General features: G+C 66.0%; 16 protein-coding genes, 1 tRNA gene and 1 pseudogene. 10 read left to right on the forward strand and 8 right to left on the reverse strand.

Going from position 1 to position 20959, the window contains the following annotated elements:
* Positions 1 to 68: 68 nt before the first annotated feature.
* Positions 69 to 1055, reverse strand: coding sequence for an AraD1 family protein (gene araD1 / locus LRA89_RS07830; RefSeq protein WP_230769698.1), 987 nt, complete (start codon positions 1053 to 1055; stop codon positions 69 to 71).
* A gap of 11 nt (positions 1056 to 1066) precedes the next feature.
* Positions 1067 to 2383, reverse strand: coding sequence for a sugar MFS transporter (locus LRA89_RS07835; RefSeq protein ID WP_230769699.1), 1317 nt, complete (start codon positions 2381 to 2383; stop codon positions 1067 to 1069).
* A gap of 136 nt (positions 2384 to 2519) precedes the next feature.
* Between LRA89_RS07835 and LRA89_RS07840 the strand changes: the two genes are divergently transcribed.
* The 3 genes from LRA89_RS07840 (at position 2520) to LRA89_RS07850 (ending at position 6359) form a co-directional block, all read left to right on the forward strand.
* The gene (locus LRA89_RS07840; RefSeq protein WP_230769700.1) at positions 2520 to 3650 is read left to right on the forward strand and encodes an aldose epimerase family protein; all 1131 of its coding nucleotides are present in this window, start codon (positions 2520 to 2522) and stop codon (positions 3648 to 3650) included.
* Between the two features lie 17 nt (positions 3651 to 3667).
* Positions 3668 to 5458, forward strand: a complete 1791-nt coding sequence (locus tag LRA89_RS07845; RefSeq protein ID WP_230769701.1) for an IlvD/Edd family dehydratase — start codon at positions 3668 to 3670, stop codon at positions 5456 to 5458.
* A gap of 118 nt (positions 5459 to 5576) precedes the next feature.
* Complete coding sequence (locus LRA89_RS07850; RefSeq protein WP_230769702.1) at positions 5577 to 6359, forward strand: formate/nitrite transporter family protein; 783 nt, start codon at positions 5577 to 5579, stop codon at positions 6357 to 6359.
* 315 nt (positions 6360 to 6674) lie between these two features.
* On the opposite strand, the gene LRA89_RS07855 is transcribed toward LRA89_RS07850, so the two are convergent.
* Positions 6675 to 7208: a hypothetical protein gene (locus tag LRA89_RS07855; protein WP_230769703.1), complete on the reverse strand. Its 534-nt coding sequence runs from the start codon at positions 7206 to 7208 to the stop codon at positions 6675 to 6677.
* Complete coding sequence (locus LRA89_RS07860; RefSeq protein WP_230769704.1) at positions 7205 to 7726, reverse strand: hypothetical protein; 522 nt, start codon at positions 7724 to 7726, stop codon at positions 7205 to 7207. Before LRA89_RS07860 ends, LRA89_RS07855 begins: the two co-directional genes overlap by 4 nt.
* Positions 7727 to 8093: 367 nt before the next feature.
* Between LRA89_RS07860 and LRA89_RS07865 the strand changes: the two genes are divergently transcribed.
* The 3 genes from LRA89_RS07865 (at position 8094) to LRA89_RS07875 (ending at position 11059) form a co-directional block, all read left to right on the forward strand.
* On the forward strand, positions 8094 to 10058 hold the full coding sequence (locus LRA89_RS07865) for a glycoside hydrolase family 127 protein (protein WP_230769705.1): 1965 nt from the start codon (positions 8094 to 8096) through the stop codon (positions 10056 to 10058).
* 322 nt (positions 10059 to 10380) lie between these two features.
* Positions 10381 to 10662 carry a hypothetical protein gene (locus tag LRA89_RS07870; protein WP_230769706.1) on the forward strand — a complete coding sequence of 94 codons (282 nt, stop codon included), beginning with the start codon at positions 10381 to 10383 and terminating at the stop codon, positions 10660 to 10662.
* Between the two features lie 7 nt (positions 10663 to 10669).
* On the forward strand, positions 10670 to 11059 hold the full coding sequence (locus LRA89_RS07875) for a hypothetical protein (RefSeq protein WP_230769707.1): 390 nt from the start codon (positions 10670 to 10672) through the stop codon (positions 11057 to 11059).
* Positions 11060 to 11066: 7 nt separating this feature from the next.
* Here the strand turns inward: LRA89_RS07875 and LRA89_RS07880 are convergent, their stop codons facing one another.
* Positions 11067 to 11270, reverse strand: coding sequence for a hypothetical protein (locus LRA89_RS07880; protein ID WP_230769708.1), 204 nt, complete (start codon positions 11268 to 11270; stop codon positions 11067 to 11069).
* 104 nt (positions 11271 to 11374) lie between these two features.
* On the opposite strand from LRA89_RS07880, the gene LRA89_RS07885 reads away from it, so the two are divergent.
* Positions 11375 to 11965, forward strand: a complete 591-nt coding sequence (locus LRA89_RS07885; protein ID WP_230769709.1) for a recombinase family protein — start codon at positions 11375 to 11377, stop codon at positions 11963 to 11965.
* Between the two features lie 527 nt (positions 11966 to 12492).
* On the opposite strand, the gene LRA89_RS07890 is transcribed toward LRA89_RS07885, so the two are convergent.
* The 3 genes and pseudogenes from LRA89_RS07890 to LRA89_RS07895 all read right to left on the reverse strand — a co-directional run bounded on the left by LRA89_RS07890 (position 12493) and on the right by LRA89_RS07895 (position 14106).
* Positions 12493 to 13464 carry a site-specific integrase gene (locus LRA89_RS07890; RefSeq protein ID WP_230769710.1) on the reverse strand — a complete coding sequence of 324 codons (972 nt, stop codon included), beginning with the start codon at positions 13462 to 13464 and terminating at the stop codon, positions 12493 to 12495.
* A gap of 231 nt (positions 13465 to 13695) precedes the next feature.
* Positions 13696 to 13965 (reverse strand): annotated as a pseudogene (locus LRA89_RS20610) (DUF6538 domain-containing protein); the annotation flags it as partial.
* Positions 13966 to 14030: 65 nt separating this feature from the next.
* A tRNA-Thr gene (locus LRA89_RS07895) sits at positions 14031 to 14106 on the reverse strand.
* A 165-nt stretch (positions 14107 to 14271) separates the two neighbouring features.
* Here LRA89_RS07895 and LRA89_RS07900 point away from each other — a divergent pair.
* The 3 genes from LRA89_RS07900 (at position 14272) to msrB (ending at position 20808) form a co-directional block, all read left to right on the forward strand.
* Positions 14272 to 15477 (forward strand): PAS domain-containing protein, encoded by a 1206-nt coding sequence (locus LRA89_RS07900; protein WP_230769711.1) that lies wholly within the window; start codon positions 14272 to 14274, stop codon positions 15475 to 15477.
* Between the two features lie 162 nt (positions 15478 to 15639).
* Entirely contained in the window at positions 15640 to 20253 is a 4614-nt protein-coding gene (locus LRA89_RS07905) for an NAD-glutamate dehydrogenase domain-containing protein (protein WP_230769712.1), read from the forward strand.
* Between the two features lie 69 nt (positions 20254 to 20322).
* The gene (gene msrB / locus LRA89_RS07910; protein WP_056496530.1) at positions 20323 to 20808 is read left to right on the forward strand and encodes a peptide-methionine (R)-S-oxide reductase MsrB; all 486 of its coding nucleotides are present in this window, start codon (positions 20323 to 20325) and stop codon (positions 20806 to 20808) included.
* Positions 20809 to 20959 lie beyond the last annotated feature (151 nt).

A 20959-nucleotide genomic window follows, 5' to 3' on the forward strand; every position in this document is an offset into this window, starting at 1 on the left:
ACGGTAGCGTCTCTTTCGAGGCGTCAGCGTGTATGGATTCCCGCCTGCGCGGGAATGACGAAGCATTGTTACAACTGGTGGACCGTAACCGGCGCCTCTTCCGCCCGCGTCAGCGTGTTGCGCAGCGGCAGGACGAACGGGGCCGCCGCGATTTCGAACACGTCGCCTTCCTGCGTCGCGATCCCGTCCGAGAACGACAGCGTCGCCGTGCCGAAGAAGTGGACATGGATGTCGCCAGGACGACGGAACAGCGCGTATTTGAAGTGGTGATGTTCGAGGTTCGACAGGCTGTGCGACATGTTCGCCTCGCCCGACAGGAACGGCTTTTCCCAGATCGTCTCACCGTCCCGCACGATGCGGCTGGTGCCCTCGACGTGTTCGGGCGGGGTGCCGACCAGCAGTTCGGGGCCGAGCGACGCCTGACGCAGCTTGCTGTGCGCCAGCCAGAGGTAGTTGTGGCGTTCGGTCACATGGTCCGAAAACTCGTTGGCGAGGGTCAGGCCGATGCGGTGCGGCGTGCCGTCGGGACCGATCAAGTAGATGCCGGCCAGTTCGGGCTCCTCGCCGCCGTCCTGCGCGAAGGCGGGCATGGTGAAGTCGCCGCCCGGGGCCACCATCTGGCTGCCGTCGCCCTTGTAGAACCATTCGGGCTGCTGGCCGACTTCGCCTGCCGCGGGCTTGCCGCCCTCGACCCCTTCGAGGAACATCCGCATCGAATCGGTCTGAGTTGCCGCTTCGGCCGCCGCGCGGTGCATCTTGTCGCGCCCCTCGGCGGAGCCGAGGTGGGTGAGGCCGGTGCCGGTCATCACGACATGCGCCGGGTCCGCGTGGTCGATCGGCGATCCGATCTGGCCGGCGTCGAACAAGGCGGTCAGGTCGACCGCCTCGCCCTGCCCCAGCGCGGCGATGGTGTCGGCGATCGACTGGCCCGCCTCGATCGCGCGCAAGGCGAGATCGCGGACGCTGGCAACGCCGGGAACGATATGCGCGCCGCTGTCGGTCGCGGCGATGACGGCGCGGCCGGGGGCCACGCGCTGCAACAGGCGGAGAGTCATCGGAAGGTTCCTTACTTGAAGACGTCGGTATCGGCGGGAACATCGGCGATCGGGTTCGTGACCTTCGATCCCCACAGCGCGTAGAACAGGATGTAGAGCTCGCACGCGGCGGTCAGCAGGAACGACCATTGCAGGCCGTATTTGTCGGCCAGCCAGCCCTGTACCACCACCAGCGCGCCGCCGGCGATCGCCATGATGAGCAGCCCCGAGCCTTCCTCGGTCAGCGGTCCCAGCCCCTTGATGCCGAGCGTAAAGATCGTCGGGAACATGATCGAATGGAACAGCCCGACGAGGATCAGCGACCACATCGCGGCGGGCCCGTTCAGGAAGGTGGCACCCAGCATCACGACGAACGCGCCGATCGAGAAGAACGCCAGCACCTTGGCCGCATCGACCTTCTGCATCACGAAGCTGCCGACGAAACGACCGATCATCATCCCGCCCCACAACAGCGTCAGATAGCGCCCGGCGAGTTCGTTGGTGACGTTGGCGATGTCGGGCTGGCTGACGAAGTTCACGAACAGGTTGGCGACGCCGATCTCGGCGATCAGGTAGATGAAGATCGCGGGCACGCCGAACACGAGGTTGCGGTGGTTCCACAGCGAATGCTTCCGGCGCTCTTCCTTGGCGACGCGGCTGGTCGACGATCCCATCGCGGGGAGCGGGAAGCGCGCGATGATGACCGCCAGCACGACCAGCACGATCGTGACCAGCACATAGGGCAGGATCACCGACTGCGCGTCGGCCATCCGTTCGGCCTGCGTCAGCACCGTGCCCGCCTCCGCCGTGCCGCCCTTCGACCGGCCGAGGATCAGATACGCGCCGAACAGCGGGGCGAGCATGGTGCCCGCCGAGTTCATCGCCTGCACCAGATTGAGCCGCGACGATGCGGTGGCCGACGGGCCGATCACCGCGACATAGGGGTTGGCCGCGACCTGCAGCAGCGTGATGCCGCTGGCGATCACGAACAGCATCACCAGCGTGACGCCGTACGACGGCAGGCTGGCGGCCAGCACCATGCCCGCCGCACCCGCCGCCATCACCAGCAATCCGATGACCAGCGACTTCTGATAGCCGATCCGCTCGATCAGCTTGGCCGACGGGATCGAGGCGAAGAAATAGGCGATGAACCACACGCTTTCGATCAGCGTGGTCTGGGTATAGTTCAGGTCGAACACGCTGCGCAGATGCGGCAGCAGCGTGTTGTTGATGACCGTGATGAAGCCCCACATGAAGAACAGGCTGGCGAGCAGCGTCAGCGCCGAGGTGTAGTTGCCCCCCGGCGGCGCGGCGGTCACACCGCGCGCGGAAGTGATCGGTGCCGGCATCTTGTCGCAAACTCCCCTTATTTATATGACAATGGCCGGCGTCGGTAGGCGACACCCGCTTGCCCTAAACGTTTTTGTCTGACTATATGGCGGAAGGCACCGCGTCAACGGTCGCGGCGGAGGGGAGATGGAAGCAATGAAACGGTGGGCTCTGGCCACGGTGGCGGTCGCGGCGACGATCAGTTCGGCGCAGGCCGCCGATGCGAAACGCGAAGCCGCCGGACGGCTAAAGGACGGCACCGCCATCGAGGCGATCGTGCTGACCAACGCGAAGGGCGTGTCGGCGCGCATCCTGTCCTATGGCGCGACGCTGCAATCGCTGGTCGCCCCCGACCGCGCCGGCAAGCGCGCCGACGTGGTGCTCGGCTATGACGATGTCGCGACCTATGAATCGCGCCCCAATTATTTCGGGGTGAGCGTCGGGCGCTATGCCAACCGGATCGCCGGCGGCAAGTTCAGCCTCGACGGGCGCAGCTATCAACTGACGCAGAACGACAAGACCAACTCGCTCCACGGCGGAACCCAGGGGTTCGACAAGCGCGTGTGGCAGGTGGCCGACGTGAAGTCCGGGGCGACCGCGTCGGTGAAGCTGACGCTGGTCAGCGCCGATGGCGATCAGGGCTATCCGGGGCAGTTGACCACCGCCGTCACCTATTCGCTGAACGATGCCGGCGACCTGACCATCGCGTTCGACGCGGCGACGACCAAGCCGACGATCGTCAACATGACGAACCACGCGATCTTCAACCTGAGCGGTGAAGGCGCGCCCGGCGGCACCGGACAGCACCGGCTGACCGTCCCGGCGGGCAGCTACACCCCCGTCGACGCGCGGCTGATCCCGACCGGCCAGATCCGCCCGGTCCACGGCACGGTGTTCGATTTCACCAAACCCCGGCTGATCGCCGACGGCATCCGCGACGGACGCGACGAACAGATCCGGCTGGGTCAGGGCTACGACCATAATTTCGTGCTCGACAAGGGGCCGACGCCCACGCCCGAGCTGGCTGCGCGGCTGGAGGACGGCCTCAGCGGCCGGGTGCTCGAAGTATTGTCGACCGAACCGGGCATCCAGTTCTATACCGGCAACTTCCTTGACGGCACTTATGTCGGCAAGCAGGGGCATCTGTATCGCATGGGTGACGGCATCGCACTGGAACCGCAGAAATTCCCCGATTCGCCCAACCAGCCGACCTTCGCCTCGGCCCGGGTCGATCCGGGCAAGCCGTACCGCCACGTCATGATCTATCGCCTTTCCACGACCCGCTGATCCGAAAGCTCCGCTCGATGACCGACATGCCCCCCCTGCGCAGCCGCGCCTGGTTCGACAACCCCGACAATATCGACATGACCGCGCTGTATATCGAGCGCTATCTGAACTTCGGGCTGAGCCAGGAGGAATTGCAGTCGGGCAAGCCGATCATCGGCATCGCCCAGACCGGCAGCGACCTTTCGCCCTGCAACCGCCATCACCTCGTGCTGGCCGAACGGCTGCGCGAGGGCATCCGCGAGGCGGGCGGGATCGTGCTCGAATTCCCGGTCCATCCGATTCAGGAAACCGGCAAGCGGCCGACCGCCGGCCTCGACCGTAACCTTGCGTACCTCGGCCTCGTCGAGGTGCTGTACGGCTATCCGCTCGACGGCGTGGTGCTGACGATCGGTTGCGACAAGACGACGCCGGCGTGCTTGATGGCCGCCGCCACGGTCAACATCCCGGCGATCGCGTTGTCGGTCGGTCCCATGCTAAACGGCTGGCACAAGGGCGAGCGCACCGGCTCGGGCACGATCGTGTGGAAGGCGCGCCAGATGCTGGCGGCGGGCGAGATCGACAACAAGGAGTTCATCCGCCTCGTCTCGTCGTCGGCGCCCTCGACCGGCTATTGCAACACGATGGGCACGGCGACGACGATGAACTCGCTGGCCGAGGCGCTCGGCATGCAGTTGCCCGGATCGGCGGCGATCCCCGCGCCGTATCGCGATCGGCAGGAGATCGCGTACCACACCGGCAAGCGCATCGTCGACATGGTGCGCGAGGACCTGAAACCCTCCGACATCCTGACGCGCGACGCATTCCACAACGCGATCAAGGTCAATTCGGCGATCGGCGGATCGACCAACGCGCCGATCCATCTGGCGGCGCTCGCCCGGCACACCGGCATCGACCTGCCGATCGAGGACTGGCAGGAACAGGGGCACAAGATCCCGCTGCTGGTGAACCTGCAACCCGCCGGCGAATATCTGGGCGAGGATTATTACCGCGCGGGTGGCGTGCCGGCGGTCATCAACCAGTTGATGGGCCAAGGGCTGATCGCCGAGGATGCGATGACGGTGAACGGCAAGACGATCGGCGAGAATTGCCGGTCGGCCACCATCGAGGATGAAAAGGTCATCCGCCCGTTCGGCCAGCCGCTCAAGGAAGAGGCCGGGTTCATCGTCCTGAAGGGCAATCTGTTCGACGCGGCGGTGATGAAGACCAGCGTGATCGGCCCCGAATTCCGCCAGCGCTACCTCTCCAACCCGAACGACCCCGAAGCATTCGAGGGGCCGGCGGTCGTGTTCGACGGGCCGGAGGATTATCACCACCGGATCGACGATCCCGCGCTCGGCATCACGCCCGAGACCTTGATGTTCATGCGCGGTGCCGGGCCGATCGGTTATCCCGGCGCGGCGGAGGTCGTGAACATGCGGCCGCCGGCGTATCTCATCACCGAAGGCGTCCATGCCCTGCCCTGCATCGGCGACGGGCGGCAGTCGGGGACGTCGGGCAGCCCGTCGATCCTGAACGCCTCGCCCGAAGCGGCGGCGGGCGGTGGCCTCGCGCTGCTGCGCACCGGCGACCGGGTGCGGATCGATCTGGGCAAGGGCAGCGCCGACGTGCTGCTGTCGGACGAGGAACTGGCGGTTCGCCGCCAGGAGCTGGAAGCTGCTGGCGGGTATCGCTATCCCGCATCGCAGACGCCGTGGCAGGAAATCCAGCGGTCGGTGGTCGGCCAGATGTCGACCGGCGCGATTCTGGAAGGGGCCGAAGCCTATCAGCGCATCGCCCAGACGCAGGGCCTGCCGCGCGATAATCACTAAACGCGGCTTCGAGCGAACACAGGCGGCGCGGTTCGACACGAACCGCGCCGTTTTTGGTTTAAGGACCCACCGCCGTGCAGCGTCGTTTCCCTTGCATAACGATGTGAGAGGAACCGCCATGGCCGATGCCACCGCCGCCGAACTGGCCGACACGATCGACGATGCGATGCTGGCCAAGACCCGGCCGCCGCTCGGCGCGATGGCGCTGCTCGGGATTGCGGCGGGGGCGCAGATCGGTTTCGGCGGTATCGGCTATCTGGTGGCGCAGGCCGGTGGCACGCCCGGCGGCGCGGTGCAGTTGCTGTCGGGCATCGCCTTTTCGGTCGGGCTGATGCTGGTGATGGTGACGGGGACACAGTTGTTCACCGGCAATACCATGCTGGTGCTGCCTGCCGCGCAGGACCGGCTTTCCATCGGCGAGACGCTGCGCGACTGGAGCGTGGTGTGGATCGCCAATCTGGTCGGCAGCATCGCGGTCGCCGCCTTGTTCGTGGCGGCGGGCGGGCCGCAAGCGATCGACGGCGCGGTCGGCGCGGCGGCGCTCAAGACCGCGACCACCAAGCTCGGCAAGGACTGGGTCGAGCTGATCGCCTCGGGCATGCTCGCCAACATGCTGGTGTGTCTTGGCGTATGGATGGCGACGGGTGCCAAGTCGATCGGCGGCAAGATCGCGGCCGTGATCGGGCCGGTCGCGCTGTTCGTCGCGGGCGGTTTCGAACATTCGGTGGCGAACATGTCGCTGTTGCCGATCGCCTGGGGCATCGATCCACAGGCGGTGCCGATCGGCGCGGCGGCGTTCAACGTCGCGCTGGCGACGCTCGGCAACATTCTCGGCGGATCGCTGGTCGCGATCGTGCTGGCGGCGGGGCATCGCAAGCTGCGTCAGGGTACGCCGACATGAAAGAGGCCGCCGGGGTCTCTCAACACCCGACGACCTCAAGCATGGTCAGCGGCCGGAAGTTCCAGCCCGGGAGACCATGCGAGCCGCATGTGGCCGAACCGTGCGTTGGCTGGGAGAGGATACTCCCCGCACGATCCGTTGTGCCTAGCGGCGCGTCTCCCGAACGAACTGAACCGAACCCACTGCTGAACCATGAGACATCGGATCACCTCCTTTCGCTAGTTAAAGCCGTTACGCCCCGACTGGTAGCGCGACCCGAATGTGTGCCATCGCCGCGATGGTTACAAGCCTTGAATTACGCGCATGCTGCACCGATCATCGCTCGCCGCCGGGACGGCAGCGCGCCACGACATCGCCGATCGACCGGTCGCCGGGCAGCCGCCCGATCGGGCCGTCGCCACCGCCGACTCCGATCGTCCGCGCCTTGGCCAGCGCGTCGAGGAATGTTTGTCCGGTCGTCACCGCCGCCTCCAGCGCGCCGTCGATCCGCTTGGCCGGGAAGGTCGCGGCGGCATCGGGCGTGAACAGGCGGATCGCGCTGCCCTCCCCCGCCGCCACGAAGACGATTCGCCGCGCCTGCGGGTCGCAGCGGACCGCGAAGCGAAGCGCCTCGCCGCTGTCGTAGCGCGCGGCGCTGCCGCTGGCGGATGCCTGAAACCGCCAGGTGCCGGCAAGCGGTGCCGCACCGTCGAGTTCGGGCGTAGGCAATTCGCCGGGAGCCAGCGGTCGCGGGCTGGCGATGACGGTCGGCGTCGCGACAGGGGTCGGCGTCGGCGATGGCGCGGGCGTCGGCTCGACCGAACAGGCGGCGAGCAGCAGCGCCAGCGCCGTCGCCGCGCCGGCCTTCACCGGCGGCAGTCCTCGGTCACGCGCAGGATCTCGGCCCATGCCGGCAGCACCAGCCGCCCGACGCCCGCCCCTTCGATCACGAACCGGCCCCGGCTGAACCCGATCGCATCGAGCAGCCGGTCGCCGGCGGGCAGCGTCAGCGCCACGCCACCCGCGACCGGCCGCACGGCCATGCTGCGCTGGGTGCTCGACGTGCGGATCGCGATCGTGCCGGGGGCGGGACGGCTGCTCGCCAGCATCAGCGTCACCTGACCGGCGCCCGCGTCGCAGCGCAGCGTCGCAAGGGTAGCACCGCCGCGCGCGCCATAGGTCGCGACCGATCCGTTGCCCAGACCACGATACTGCCAGTCGCCCGGCGTCACCGCATCATCGCGCCAGTCGCCGGCGGCGGGCGGCGGCGCGACGACCGCCACGGGGCGTACCGGCGGAACGGGATCGGGCATCGCCGCCGGCGGCGCGGCGGGCGGCACGCAGGCGGCGAGCAGGACGAGCGGAGCGAAGGGCAACAGGATACGCATGGCGGCCCTTATGGGCGAAGCGTCCCGCCCCCTCAACCGCTTAGGGCCGATCGACATTCAGCCGGCCGTGACGCCAGCAAAGACCATTTCCGTCACCCCGGACTCGTTCCGGGGTCCACGGTGCAGCGATCGATGCCGTTCGAAGCACTTGCGACAGCGTTCGCGGCCAGGTGGACCCCGGAACACGTCCGGGGTGACGAAGGAAGGTGGTGTTTTCGACGACGGACTGCACCGGAAGAGCCGAATGCCGATCCGGCTTGGGACCGTTCGGCGGCTCCGACGCCACCGGTCGTTCGCCATCTTTTGCCGGGAAGCGTGGCATGATATTAGTCGGACAAAATAACATACTTGGGTGAAGGATAGTGGATTGGCCGACTCCTGCTGCACTGGCGCGTCACGTCGCGCGTTCCTGAAGCATGCGGGGAGCGGCGCGCTGGCCGCCGGTCCGCTTCTGACCACCGCCGGGCAGGCCGTCGCAGCGCCACCTCCCGCAACGATGCAGGGTCCGGTGGCGAAGCTACGGCCATTCGACCTCGCCGACGTGACGCTGGCCGACAGCCCGTTCCTCCACGCGCAGCACAAGACCGAAGCCTATCTCCGGTCGCTCGTGCCCGACCGGATGCTCCACAATTTCCGCAGGAACGCGGGCCTCGCCCCCAAGGCACCGGTCTATGGCGGCTGGGAATCCGAACCGGCGTGGGCCGAAATCAACTGCCATGGCCATACGCTGGGCCATTATCTGTCGGGCTGCGCGCTGGCGTGGCGCTCGACCGGCGACACCGACTATCGCCGCCGGATCGACCATATCGCGCGCGAGCTGGCGGCGTGCCAGCAGGCGGCGAACTCCGGCCTCGTCTGCGCCTTTCCGGGCGGCGCGGCACTGATCGCCGCCCATCTGCGCGGCGATCCGATCACCGGCGTGCCGTGGTACACGCTGCACAAACTCTATGCCGGCCTGCGTGACGCCGCGCTGCTGGCCGACAGCGCAGGCGCCCGCGCGGTGCTGTTGCGCTTCGCCGACTGGGCAGTCGTCGCCACCCGGCCGATGGGCGATGCGCAGGTCGAAACGATGCTGGAAACCGAACACGGCGGCATGAGCGAGATCTTCGCCGACCTCTATGTCATGACCGGCAACGCCGACTATCGCACCACCGCCGAACGCTTCGCGCAAAAGGCGATCCTCGCGCCGCTGGCGAAGGAGCGCGATCATCTCGACGGGCTGCACGCCAACACGCAGATCCCCAAGATCATCGGCTATCACCGCCTGTGGGAAGTGACCGGCAAGGCCGAGTATGCCAGCGCCGCGACCTTCTTCTGGCGCACCGTCGCGCAGACCCGGTCGTTCGTGACCGGCGGGCATGGCGACAACGAACATTTCTTCGCCGCCGCCGACATCGCCGACCATGTCTTTTCGGCCAAGGCATCGGAAACCTGTTGCCAGCACAACATGCTGCGCCTCACCCGCGCGCTGTTCCTGCACGATCCGCAGGTGGCCTATGCCGATTATTACGAACGCACGCTCTATAACGGCATCCTCGCCTCGCAGGACCCCGACAGCGGCATGGCGACCTATTTCCAGGGCGCGCGGCCGGGCTACATGAAGCTCTATCACACGCCGGAGGACTCGTTCTGGTGCTGCACCGGCACCGGCATGGAAAACCATGTCAAATATCGCGACTCGATCTATTTCCAGGGTGACGACGCACTCTATGTGAACCTGTTCATCCCCTCGACGGTGCGCTGGCAAGCGAAGGACGCGGTCGTGACGCAGGTCACGCAGTTTCCCGATACCGCCGACACGCGACTGCGCTGGTCCTCGCCCCGCCCGGTCGATGCCACGCTGAAACTGCGCCATCCGCAATGGAGCGCCACCGCCACCGTGCTGGTCAACGGCGTCGAAACCGTCCGCTCGATCACGCCCGGCCGCTATATCGACGTGCAGCGGACGTGGCGCAAAGGCGACGAGGTCGAACTGCGCCTGGTCCTGCGCTCCGCCGTCCATGTCGCGCCGACCGCGCCCGACATCGTCGCCTTCACCCATGGCCCGCTGGTGCTGGCCGGGGCGCTCGGGCGGCAGGGTCTTGCGCCCGGCGCGGACATCATCGTCAGCGAACGCAGATATGGCGAGTATAACGACACGCCGGTCGCGGTCCCGGTCCTTGCCGGCAATCCCGACGCACTGGTCGCGGCGATCCGCCCCGGCCCGGGGGCGCTGGAATTCACGATCCCCGCCGCCGACGGCGCGCCGGTGCGGCTGATCCCCTACCACCGCATCGCGCACGAACGCTATGCGACCTACTGGAAACTGGGCGGGAGCGGCGAAGCCGCGTGATGTGGGGACCCTATCGTCTGCACTCAATGGCTCCCCATGAGGCGCGACGATAGGCTCGCCCTTATCCAGCGCCTGCCTCTCAGCGTGTCCGACAAGGTGCTGTGCCGGGTGGTGGCGTAGTCGGTCACATAGCAATGCCGACGTGATACCATCCTGCTCTGGTTCGAGAAGAAGTGGCTCGATGGCTTACCTGACACACTTTCTGAACCTGACACTTTCAATAGATTTCCGTGCTGGCGCTTAGGGTTGAAGGAGATTTTGCCGCTTTTGACCGGCGCTCAAATATGCATAGAATGCACAGCCATCAAAGGAGATCGTTCCCATGGATGGCATTACTCGAACCAAGCATTTTACTCAGCGCTTGCAGCAGCGTGCCCTCACTGAAGCCGTGGTATCGGCCTTACTTCACTACGGCGAGCGCCGGTCGTCCCGACATGGTATCGACAGTCTCATCTTCACCAAGACAGCGCTGGTCGATATTAACAATGAACTCGGCTCAGCCGTGTTCAAGGCGTGTGAGAAGCGCCGCAATGCCTACCTCATCGTCTCGGAGCAAGGCATGCTCATCACCGCCGCCCGCAGCCATTGTAAAACGGTTCACTGAGGCGGCTATGGACATCATTGAGATGAAGCTCGCCGGTGAACGCATCGCCATTACCCTATATCGCGCGGTTGGCAGTTGGACCAAGACGCGACACATCAGCGCCGGAGAGGCATTCGCGTTGAGCCTACTGCTTACGAGCGAGGCTCAGGAGCAGGCCCTGAACTTCGAAGTCGATGCTGGCGTGTCGCTTCAAATCGAGAACCGGCCCTATGACCGCGCATGGCTCGGAATCGACGACAGGTATGGTGGTCGAAAACTCGTAGCGTGCCTTGAAGGTGACCTCATCCGGGAGGTGGGGCGATGCCTGCGCAGCCTACATATCACCGCGAACAACCCTTCCTCCCCGCAGAGCATGACACGCACATTTCGAGTAGAGCATTGCTATCTCGACGAGTGACGCGCCTTCACCGCGCTCGTTCAATGAGCGCCGACAACTGGTTGCCCGTGCCGACCTTCATGCGATTGGCGTTGAGCGTGCTGTTGGTGCTCGGGTCGTAATAGCCCAGCAGCATGGCGTTGCGGTCGAGCGCCTTCTGCTTCCCGCCACCCTGCTCCTCGATATAGCCGATGACGATCCGGTTCGCGTTCAAGATGGGCGTGCGCGCCATATGACCTCCTGTTCAATGAGGCTCGATGCTTTCACCGAAACAAGAAATAGTCGAACTAAATGAACTACTTGACGCATTCCAGAACTGGAGCGAGTCCTTCTGGAATGACCAAGCGCATCGCCATCTACACCCGTGTCTCGCAGGACTCCCAGACCACCGAGAACCAGCGCCGCGAGCTTGTCGCCGTCGCTGAGCGCAACGGCTGGGAGATCACGGCTGAGTTCACCGACCACGGCATCTCCGGTGCCAAAGGCCGCGACAAGCGCCCCGGCTATGATGCCTTGATGAAGGCCGTGGCACGCCGGGAGATCGACATGGTGGCAAGCTGGGCCGTGGACCGGCTCGGACGTTCCCTTCAGAATCTCGTCGGCTTCCTCACTGAGATCAACGCAAAGGGGGTGGACCTCTACCTCCACCAGCAGGCGCTCGACACTTCGACGCCCAGCGGACGCGCCATGTTCGGCATGCTCAGCGTGTTCGCCGACTTCGAGCGCGAACTCATCCGCAGCAGGATCATGGCGGGGCTCAGCCGCACCACCAAGCGGTCTGGGCGACCGCCCCTCGACCCTGAGAAGGTTGAGCGTATCAAACGCTCCCTCACTAAGGGCGTCAGCATCAACGCCACGGCCAAGAAGCTCAGGGTCGGTGTCGCGACCGTCCACCGCCTCAAGCAGCAAATGGCGCAAGCCGCTTGATCTCAGTGGAGAGCCGTTAGCCCCCTGTTGAGGCCCTCAACCACACATTGAACTCGGCGATGGTCATCACCTGACCGGGTTGCGCCGCTGCCGCCTTAATACGCTCGACGAACTCGGGTGACACCTCGCCCCGGCATATTGGGCAGGGCTCGTCCGTCCCGTCGTCGTCGCACCGCCCATCATGCTCAATCACAATCGCGGAGCCTCCACCACATGACCAATAGCACAGGCTTGGCCGTATCGCTTGACCAGCATCGGGACGGGGAAAACCGCGATGGCTCGGACAATGCTTCAGCCATCACTGACCGTCTCCTGCCTCCCCAGTCGCCTCAGTGCGGATACCTTGCCACGCCGCTCCATCCTGTAAGCGGCACCACCATACAGAAATCGGTAGAAAACCAATCGTTTAGGCCACAGTCTCGTTCTGACTGTAGCCCACCGGTGTTGCCCAAGACGATCACCAACCGTCAGGCAAGTGTCTTAGATCATACGAAAAGTGATGAGGCCAACTGTAGATGGCTGACCCGTCAGCCATCTATGGGCTGCGTATGGAGATGAGAAAGATCAAGGCCCGGATACGTGATCGTCGAAATGGCTCCGTAGAGCAGCTTTGGGCTATAACCTTGCCCATAGGAATCAGCGACCGCGCCCGCACCTGGAGATGTAGTCCAACCACCAAGAGTTAGCGCGACATCACGGTCGATCTTAGCTTCACGCAACCCATCTCGAAATCGATGTCTGAAAGCATGAAAGCATGTCCTATCGCTAATCGCATCGCACGATATTAGAAATCTCGCGAACCACTTCGAAAACTTTCCTGAATATAAACCCAACGAATCCTCCGAAAGATCGGGAAACAACCGTTCGTCTTTTGCTCGACGACGATCATCGACATATTTGGCAAGGCCAATCCGCAGAAGTTCGGGATGGACAGGCACGACGCGATAGCTCGCCGCAGTCTTTAACCTTTTGCCATCTCCCTCTGTCGCCGACACTACAAAGCATAAAATGCCGTCGATTTCGCGCACATCGCTTGTCAGCATCTGACATATTTCGCCTTGTCGGAGCCCACCCCATAGCGCGATCAAAGGTATCCAAAATCTGGCTCTTCGGGGCCGGTTCTTCCCCTGACATGCGTATCCGTTCTCATCGTTTCGACACCCCCGGTAGACAGGTGCGTCGAAGATGCGCTGTAGCTGCCACATCGCGAAAGGAAGTCGTTTGTCGCGCGCCATCTGCGTCTCGACGATCCGCAACCCACATGCGGGATTGCGATGGATAAGCTCTTCTTTAACTGCCCAGTTGAACAGGCTGGATAGCTTGTTCATGTATTCGTTGATGTTGGCGACGCTCATGGCTTCGACGCCCTGCTTCTCGGCCTGCGCGGCGACCTCACGCGGCGATAAATCCGGCCAGCGCTTCCTCGCATTTGGCGGCAGCTTTCGAAGCACCGCCAGCACGCCTCGACACGCATCCCGCGAAATAGCGGCAAACGCCATGTCGCCACCCACGATAGCCGTGATCGTAGCGAACGTAGAGCGATAAACGATTGCGCTCTTTGCTGTCCTACTGATCGTCGGATCAGTCAGATACCGCTCGCAAACCTCCGCGAACGTCAAACTGCCGGACCCATGCAGATTTGGAAGAAATGGATGGGGGTTGATCGACGGTGCAGCACTGGCTGGCTGGTCCTGACCCGCTGCCACCCCGCTGATTCCCCGCAAAGCCTCAAACTGCCTCTCAATCTCGTAGGCAGTCGCTTTTACGGATCGTCTGGCAACAGTGAGAGAGGCTGTATTTAGCGACCGATTTATCCGGGATTTGCCAACGATATCGAGCAAGTCAGCCGGAACGCGCGTTCGATACTGATAGACTGAGCCTCGACGCCACAAGCCGCATGGCAGTTTTTTAGGCGACACCCGTGGGCTACAGTTGGCCTCATCACTTTTCGTATGATCTAAGACACTTGCCTGACGGTTGGTGATCGTCTTGGGCAACACCGGTGGGCTACAGTCAGAACGAGACTGTGGCCTAAACGATTGGTTTTCTACCGATTTCTGTATGGTGGTGCCGCTTACAGGACTCGAACCTGTGACCCCCGCATTACGAATGCGATGCTCTACCAACTGAGCTAAAGCGGCGTGGGACGCGGTTGGCGTCCAGGCGGCGGCGCTTACCAAGGCCGGCGGCGGCTGGCAAGCGGTTCGTGCATGTTTTGGCGGGCCGCCCCCGGCTTTACGGCTCGTTTACCACGGAGGGCGCACAAGGGGCTGGATCGGGCAGGTTTCGCCCATGGGGACGGTGAGATGGACATGGCGCGCGGACCGGGCGAACAGCGGGGCGAGGACGATCGCGACGGCATCGGCGGCGAGACGGTCGCGATCGGCACCGACGAACGCCGGATGCAGGTGCGCGCCTATAATCACTGGATCGCGCTGCTGCGCGGTCAGAACTGCCCCGCGATCGCCGATCTCGATCCGGCCGGCATCGCCGATTTCGGCCCGTACAGCGTGCTGCTCGATTTCACGGCGGGCGTGGCTGACCCGGCGATCCGCTTTCTCGGCCATGCGCTGCGCACCGAATGCGGCGCCAGTGATTCGATCACGCGGTTGAGCGAGGTGCCGGCGCGCTCGTTGCTGTCGCGGCTGACCGATCACTACCTGCAGATCATCGCCAATCGCGCGCCGATCGGCTTCGAGGCCGAATTCACCGGCACGCGCGGCTTTCCGATGATGTATCGTGGCATCCTGATGCCGTTTTCGTCGGATGGCGAGGCGATCGACTATCTGTACGGCGTCATCAACTGGAAGGAGGTCGTCGATGCGGCCACCCAGTCGCAGTTGCTCGCCGAGCTGGAGGAATCGCGCCGGGTCACGCCGCGTCCCACGCCCGGCGCCGCCGTCTGGGCCGATGGGCCGAGCGCGGGACTGAGCGAGCTACGGACCGATACCGATACCTTGGCCGACCGGCTCGCCACCGCCCGCACCGCCGCCGACAGTGCGCGGCTGGCCGGCAACGGCGCGCCCGGAGCGCTGGTCGAGGCGCTGTCGCAGGCCTATGACCTGATGATCGCCGCCGGGCAGGAACCCGCCGCCTTCGCCGCGTTGCTCGACGACGCAGGCATGCCGCCTGCAACCGACACGCCCGTCGAATCGGTCGTGCGGCTGGTGTTCGGCGGCGCACGGCTGGCGGATCATGTCGCGCTGTTCGGGGCCGCACAGCGCCAGGGCGTAACGCAAGGGACGTTTGGCGACTGGGTCGCGATACACCCCGGCGGCCTGCCCGCGCTGCTCGCGGCGGCAAACGTGATCGCCGACGCCGGCCCGTCGCCCTCACCCGCCGACCATGCCCGTATGGCGCAGGCGGTCGCGACGGTACCGATTGCGCCGGGCGACAACGAGTTCGTGCTGCTGCTCGCGCGGGCCGCCGGCAGCGGATCGGTCGCGGTTCTCGGCCGGGTCGACGGCGATCCGGCGACGCTGACCCGCGCAATCGCCCAGCTCGCCGCCTGATACCGCTATCCGTTTGAATTGCCTGACCTCCGGTGCATGGCGGCCACGCGCCTCCAGGCGGGTACGACGAGCACCTACGTACTATAATTACCGCAACGCGACATTTTGTTCGCGACTGCCACAAGGGTTGAGCCTGACATTGCGACGGCGCATAGCGCGCGCATGACACCAAAAGCCAAGCTCGCCCGCCCGCTGGAAACGCTGCTGGTCGACAGCGCCCTGCCCGGCGAACTCGAAGGCCTGGACGCCGCCGCGCGGAGCGATGCGGCGCAGTTCGTGGCAGCCACCGCCGCGCACCGCTCGCCCGGCACGGTCAGCGTCGCGCTGGAGACGCTGACCCGGGGTGACGCCCGGCGGATGCGGCTGGCGGTGGTCAACGACGACATGCCGTTCCTGGTCGATTCGATCGCGGGGACGATCGCCGCGCACAATATCGCGATCGACCGCATCCTTCACCCGGTGGTCAGCGTCACCCGTGATGCCGCCGGCACACTGACCGGCATCGATGGCGACGGCCGCCGCGAATCGATGATCTATATCGAGATGGAGCGCGCCGACGCCCGCGTCCGCCATGCGCTGATCGCCGAGATCGAACGTAACCTCGACCATGTCCGTGCCGCCGTCATCGACTGGCGGGCGATGCAGGCGGCGATGCAGGGCGATGCCGCCCGGCTGACCGCAAGTGCCGACACCGCCGAGGATGCCGCGCTGCTCGGCTGGTTCCTTGCCGGCAATCTGACGCAACTGGCGCATGAACGCTGGTCGCGCGACGGGGTGGTGTCCGACCGGCTCGGGCTGTCGCGCGCGCGGCTCGACGTGCCGCTGCTGGCGGACACCTCGCGCCAACGCGCGATCGAATGGTTCGACGCCGGCAACGTCCAGCCGCTGCTGCTCAAGTCGAACTGCATCTCGACCGTCCACCGCCGCGCGCCGATCGACCTGGTCCTCGTGCCCGTTCGCGACGGCGATCGCGTCACCGGCCTGTCGATCCACGGTGGCCTCTGGACCAGCGCCGCGCTCCAGGCCGAACCCGCCGACGTGCCGGTGCTTCGCCGCAACCTCACCGCGCTGCGCGCCAAGTTCGGCTTCGATCCGCAGGGCCATGCCGGCAAGGCGCTGGCGCACGCCATCTCGACGCTGCCGCACGACCTGACCACCGCGCTGCATCCCGAATCGCTCGAACAACTGGCGCTGACCGCCATGTCGGTCGCCGACCGGCCGCGCTCGCGGCTCGTGCTGATCCGATCGGCGCTGGGGCGGCATCTGTTCGCCTTCGTCTGGCTGGGGCGCGACGATGTGACGACGCAGCGCCGCCTCGCGATCGGCGACATGCTGGCGCAGGCGGCGAATGCGGCGATCCTCAACTGGTCGATCGCGATGGAGGATGGCGAGGCGGCGCTGCTGCGCTACGTCCTCGACCTGCGGCAGGATGGGCGGATGCCCGATGCCGCTGACCTCGACCGGCGGATCGAACGCATGGTGCGCGGCTGGCGCCCGGCGGTGGAGGCGGCGCTGGCCGAGCGCGTGCCCGAAGGGGCGACGCGCATGGCGCTGCGCTTCGCCAACGCCTTTCCCGCCAACTACCGCAATTCGAATCTTCCTGAGGAAGCGGCGCGCGACATCGTCCGCGTGGCCGGGCTGACCGATTCGGACAAGCGATCGGTCCGCATCATCGGCGGCGAGGGGCAGGCGTTGCGCATCAAGGTCTATCGTCGCGGCGGCGCGCTGGCGCTGTCGGATGCGGTGCCGGTGTTCGAGAATTTCGGCTTCCGCGTGGTCGAGGAACTGCCGACCCGGCTGGAGGACGACGAAAAGAGCTATATCCATGACTTCGAGGTCGCGTTGACCTCGGGCGGGCAACCGAAGTTCGATTACACCACGGTCGAACATGCGATCGAGGCGGTGCTGGAGAACCGCGCCGAGAACGACGCCTTCAACCGCCTGACCGTCGAGGCCGGCATCGCGCCCGCCGCCGTCGTGCTGCTGCGCGCATGGTTCCGCTATCTGCGCCAGACCGGGGTCAGCTACAGCCTCGCCACCGTGGTCGATGCGCTGCGCCGCGCGCCCGGAGTCGCCACCGCGCTGATCGAGCGGTTCAACGCCGCGCATGATCCGTCGCGGACCGATCGTGAGGCAGCGATCGACGCTGCCGATGCCGCGATCGAGGCCGGGCTCGACGCCGTCTCGGCGATCGACGACGACCGTATCCTGCGCAGCTATCGCGGCGTCGTCGCCGCCACGCTGCGCACCAACGCCTTCGCCCCCGCCGCCGCCGAAGCGCTCGCCTTCAAGCTCGACAGTGCGAAGGTGCCGGGCCTGCCCAAGCCGCTGCCGTGGCGCGAGGTCTTCGTCTACAGCCCCCGGGTCGAGGGCATCCACCTGCGCGCCGGCCCGGTCGCGCGCGGCGGCCTGCGCTGGTCCGACCGGCGCGATGATTTCCGCACCGAAATCCTCGGGCTGATGAAGGCGCAGCGCGTCAAGAACGCGGTGATCGTGCCGACCGGGGCCAAGGGCGGTTTCTACCCAAAGCAACTCCCCGCCCCCGCCAACCGCGACGCATGGATGGCGGAGGGGACCGAGAGCTACCGCATCTTCATCCGCACCCTGTTGTCGATCACCGACAACATCGTCGACGGCAAGGTGGTGCATCCTGAGCAGGTGACGATCCTCGACGGCGAGGACCCCTATTTCGTCGTCGCCGCCGACAAGGGCACCGCGACGTTCAGCGACGTCGCCAACGCGCTGGCGCTCGAACGCGGCTTCTGGCTGGGCGACGCCTTCGCCAGCGGTGGCAGCGTCGGCTATGACCACAAGGCGATGGGCATCACCGCCAAGGGCGGATGGATCTCGGTCCAGCGCCACTTCCTCGAACTCGGCACCGATGTGCAGACCCAGCCGATCGACGTGGTCGGCTGCGGCGACATGTCGGGCGACGTGTTCGGCAACGGCATGCTGTTGTCGAAGGCGATCCGGCTGAAGGCGGCGTTCGACCATCGCCACATCTTCCTCGACCCCGCGCCCGATGCGGCGGCAAGCTGGACCGAGCGCGACCGGCTGTTTCAGTTGCCCCGGTCGAGCTGGGCCGATTACGATCCCTCGCTGATCTCGGAGGGCGGCGGCGTGTTCCCGCGCACCGCCAAGACGATCCCCCTCACCGACCCCGTCCGCGCGATGCTGGGGGTGAGCGAGCGTGAGATGGAGCCGACCGCGCTGATTGCGGCGATCCTGCGCGCGGCTGTCGACCTGATCTGGTTCGGCGGCATCGGCACCTATGTGAAGGACCGCGCCGAAAGCCACCTCGACGTCGGCGATCCCGCCAACGACCGGATTCGCGTCGACGCGCAGACGCTGCGCGCCAAGGCGATCGGCGAAGGCGCGAACCTCGGCGTCACGCAGGCGGCACGCATCGCCTTCTCGCTGAACGGCGGGCGGATCAACACCGACTTCATCGACAATTCGGCCGGGGTCGATTGTTCGGACAACGAGGTCAACATCAAGATCGCACTGAACCGCGAGGTGATCGAGGGCCGCCTCGCGCTCGACGATCGCAACGCGCTACTGGCGCGGATGACCGACGACGTCGCGCATCTGGTGCTGGAGGACAACCGGCTCCAGACGCTGGCGCTCTCGGTGATGGAGAATGACGGACCCGTCGCGGTGCCGAGCTATGTCCGCGTCATCGAGATGCTGGAGGCGGCGGGCAAGCTCGACCGCGTGGTCGAGGGGCTGAGCGGCAACGACGATTATATCCGCCGCGCGCAGGACGGACACGGCCTAACCCGCCCCGAACTGGCGGTGCTGCTGGCCAGCGTCAAGCTGGCGCTACAGGACGCGATCGAACACGCGCCGATCGCCACCGACGACGACATGACCGGCGATCTGCTCGCCGCCTTCCCCACCGAGATGCGCGAGACGCAGCAAAAGGCGATCCTGTCGCACCGGCTGCGCGGAGAAATCGTCGCGACCAAGCTCGCCAACCGCATCGTCAACCGGCTGGGCGTGCTCCACGTCTATGAACTGGCCGAGGAGGAAGGCGCGGCGCTGGCCGATATCGCGGCGATGTTCGTCGCCGCCGAACGGCTGTTCGATATCGACGCGCTCTACGACCGGATCGAGGGGGCCGACATTCCCGAACGCGCGCGAATCGCGCTGCTCGACGAGGTGGCGGTCGGCATGCGCTCGCAGATCGCCGATCTGCTCCGCGCCTTTCCGGCCGGCACCAGCGCGGCGGAAGCGGTCGCGCATCTCGCCAAGGGGGTCGCCAGCCTCGCCACCCAGGCCAAGGCGCTGCTGCGCGCCGAAGCCGCGCAACAGCGCGACCGCATCGCCGGCGTATTGCAGGACGCCGGTGCGCCGCAGGATCTGGCGGGTCAGGTCGTGCGGCTGTTCGAACTCGACGGCGCGGTCGGCCTCGCCGATCTCGGCCGCCGGTTGAAGCTGGACGAGACGAAGCTGACGCAGGCGTTCACCCATCTGGGCTTCGCGCTGGGGCTCGACTGGGCGCAGGCGGTGGCGGCGCGCATCCAGACCGGCGATCCGTGGGAACGGCTGCTGATCGCCGGCCTCGCCCGCGATTTCCAGCAGTTGCGCTTCGACTTCCTCGGCCGGCGCGCGGGCAAGGACCCGCAGGCGGCGGTCGAGGCATGGCTGACCGTCAATGCCCCGCGCGTCGCGCAGTTCGCCGCGCTGGTCCACCGCGCGCGGCAGGCCCCGGTGCCGGGTGCTGCGATGCTGGCGCAGATCGCCGGTCAGGCGCGGGTGTTGCTCGGCCGCTGATCGCTACCGTACCGGGCCGTTGCGGCATGGTAGCGCTCGCACCACATGGGCGATTCGAAAGGATCGCCCATGTCGCTCGATCGCCGTCGCCTGCTCGAACTCACCACCTTCACCGGCCTCGCCGCGCTGATCGGCTGCGCGCCGGGCGAAAGCGAGGCCGCGCCGAACTTCCCGCTCAAGCTGACCGACGCCCAGTGGAAGGCGCGGCTGACCCCGGCGCAATATGCGATCCTGCGGCAGGAGGGGACCGAGCGGCCGTACAGCAGCGCGCTCAACAAGGAGAAGCGCGCCGGCATCTTCGCCTGCGCCGGCTGCACCCGCCCGCTGTTCAGCTCGAAAACCAAATTCGAGAGTGGCACCGGCTGGCCAAGCTTCTATGCGCCGCTGAACGGCGCGGTCGTCGACCGGACCGACCGCTCGCTGATGATGAGTCGCACCGAAGTGCTGTGCAGCCGCTGCGGCGGGCATCTCGGCCATGTGTTCGACGACGGCCCGCCGCCGACCGGCAAGCGCTACTGCATGAACGGCGATGCGATGACGTTCCGCGCGGCCTGACCCGGTCCTTCGTCATCCCCGCGCAGGCGGGGATCCATACACGCCGACGTTCCGGCTGGAATCGAAACGGTAGCGTCTATGGATCCCCGCCTTCGCGGGAACGACGATCGTTGGAGGCTATGCCCAAACGCAAACCGGCCCGGCGCTCTGG

Origin of the sequence: Sphingomonas sp. Leaf4 (assembly GCF_920939515.1) — a bacterium.
Taxonomy (GTDB): domain Bacteria; phylum Pseudomonadota; class Alphaproteobacteria; order Sphingomonadales; family Sphingomonadaceae; genus Sphingomonas.

Coding starts and splice junctions, on each gene's coding strand:
- LRA89_RS07880 (WP_230769708.1), bottom strand. CDS start 11,270: ATGGCGCGCACGCCCATCTTGAACGCGAACCGGATCGTCATCGGCTAT.
- LRA89_RS07875 (WP_230769707.1), top strand. CDS start 10,670: ATGGACATCATTGAGATGAAGCTCGCCGGTGAACGCATCGCCATTACC.
- LRA89_RS07885 (WP_230769709.1), top strand. CDS start 11,375: ATGACCAAGCGCATCGCCATCTACACCCGTGTCTCGCAGGACTCCCAG.
- LRA89_RS07900 (WP_230769711.1), top strand. CDS start 14,272: ATGGACATGGCGCGCGGACCGGGCGAACAGCGGGGCGAGGACGATCGC.
- LRA89_RS07835 (WP_230769699.1), bottom strand. CDS start 2,383: ATGCCGGCACCGATCACTTCCGCGCGCGGTGTGACCGCCGCGCCGCCG.
- LRA89_RS07860 (WP_230769704.1), bottom strand. CDS start 7,726: ATGCGTATCCTGTTGCCCTTCGCTCCGCTCGTCCTGCTCGCCGCCTGC.
- LRA89_RS07845 (WP_230769701.1), top strand. CDS start 3,668: ATGACCGACATGCCCCCCCTGCGCAGCCGCGCCTGGTTCGACAACCCC.
- araD1 (WP_230769698.1), bottom strand. CDS start 1,055: ATGACTCTCCGCCTGTTGCAGCGCGTGGCCCCCGGCCGCGCCGTCATC.
- LRA89_RS07840 (WP_230769700.1), top strand. CDS start 2,520: ATGAAACGGTGGGCTCTGGCCACGGTGGCGGTCGCGGCGACGATCAGT.
- LRA89_RS07890 (WP_230769710.1), bottom strand. CDS start 13,464: ATGGCGTTTGCCGCTATTTCGCGGGATGCGTGTCGAGGCGTGCTGGCG.
- msrB (WP_056496530.1), top strand. CDS start 20,323: ATGTCGCTCGATCGCCGTCGCCTGCTCGAACTCACCACCTTCACCGGC.
- LRA89_RS07905 (WP_230769712.1), top strand. CDS start 15,640: ATGACACCAAAAGCCAAGCTCGCCCGCCCGCTGGAAACGCTGCTGGTC.
- LRA89_RS07870 (WP_230769706.1), top strand. CDS start 10,381: ATGGATGGCATTACTCGAACCAAGCATTTTACTCAGCGCTTGCAGCAG.
- LRA89_RS07850 (WP_230769702.1), top strand. CDS start 5,577: ATGGCCGATGCCACCGCCGCCGAACTGGCCGACACGATCGACGATGCG.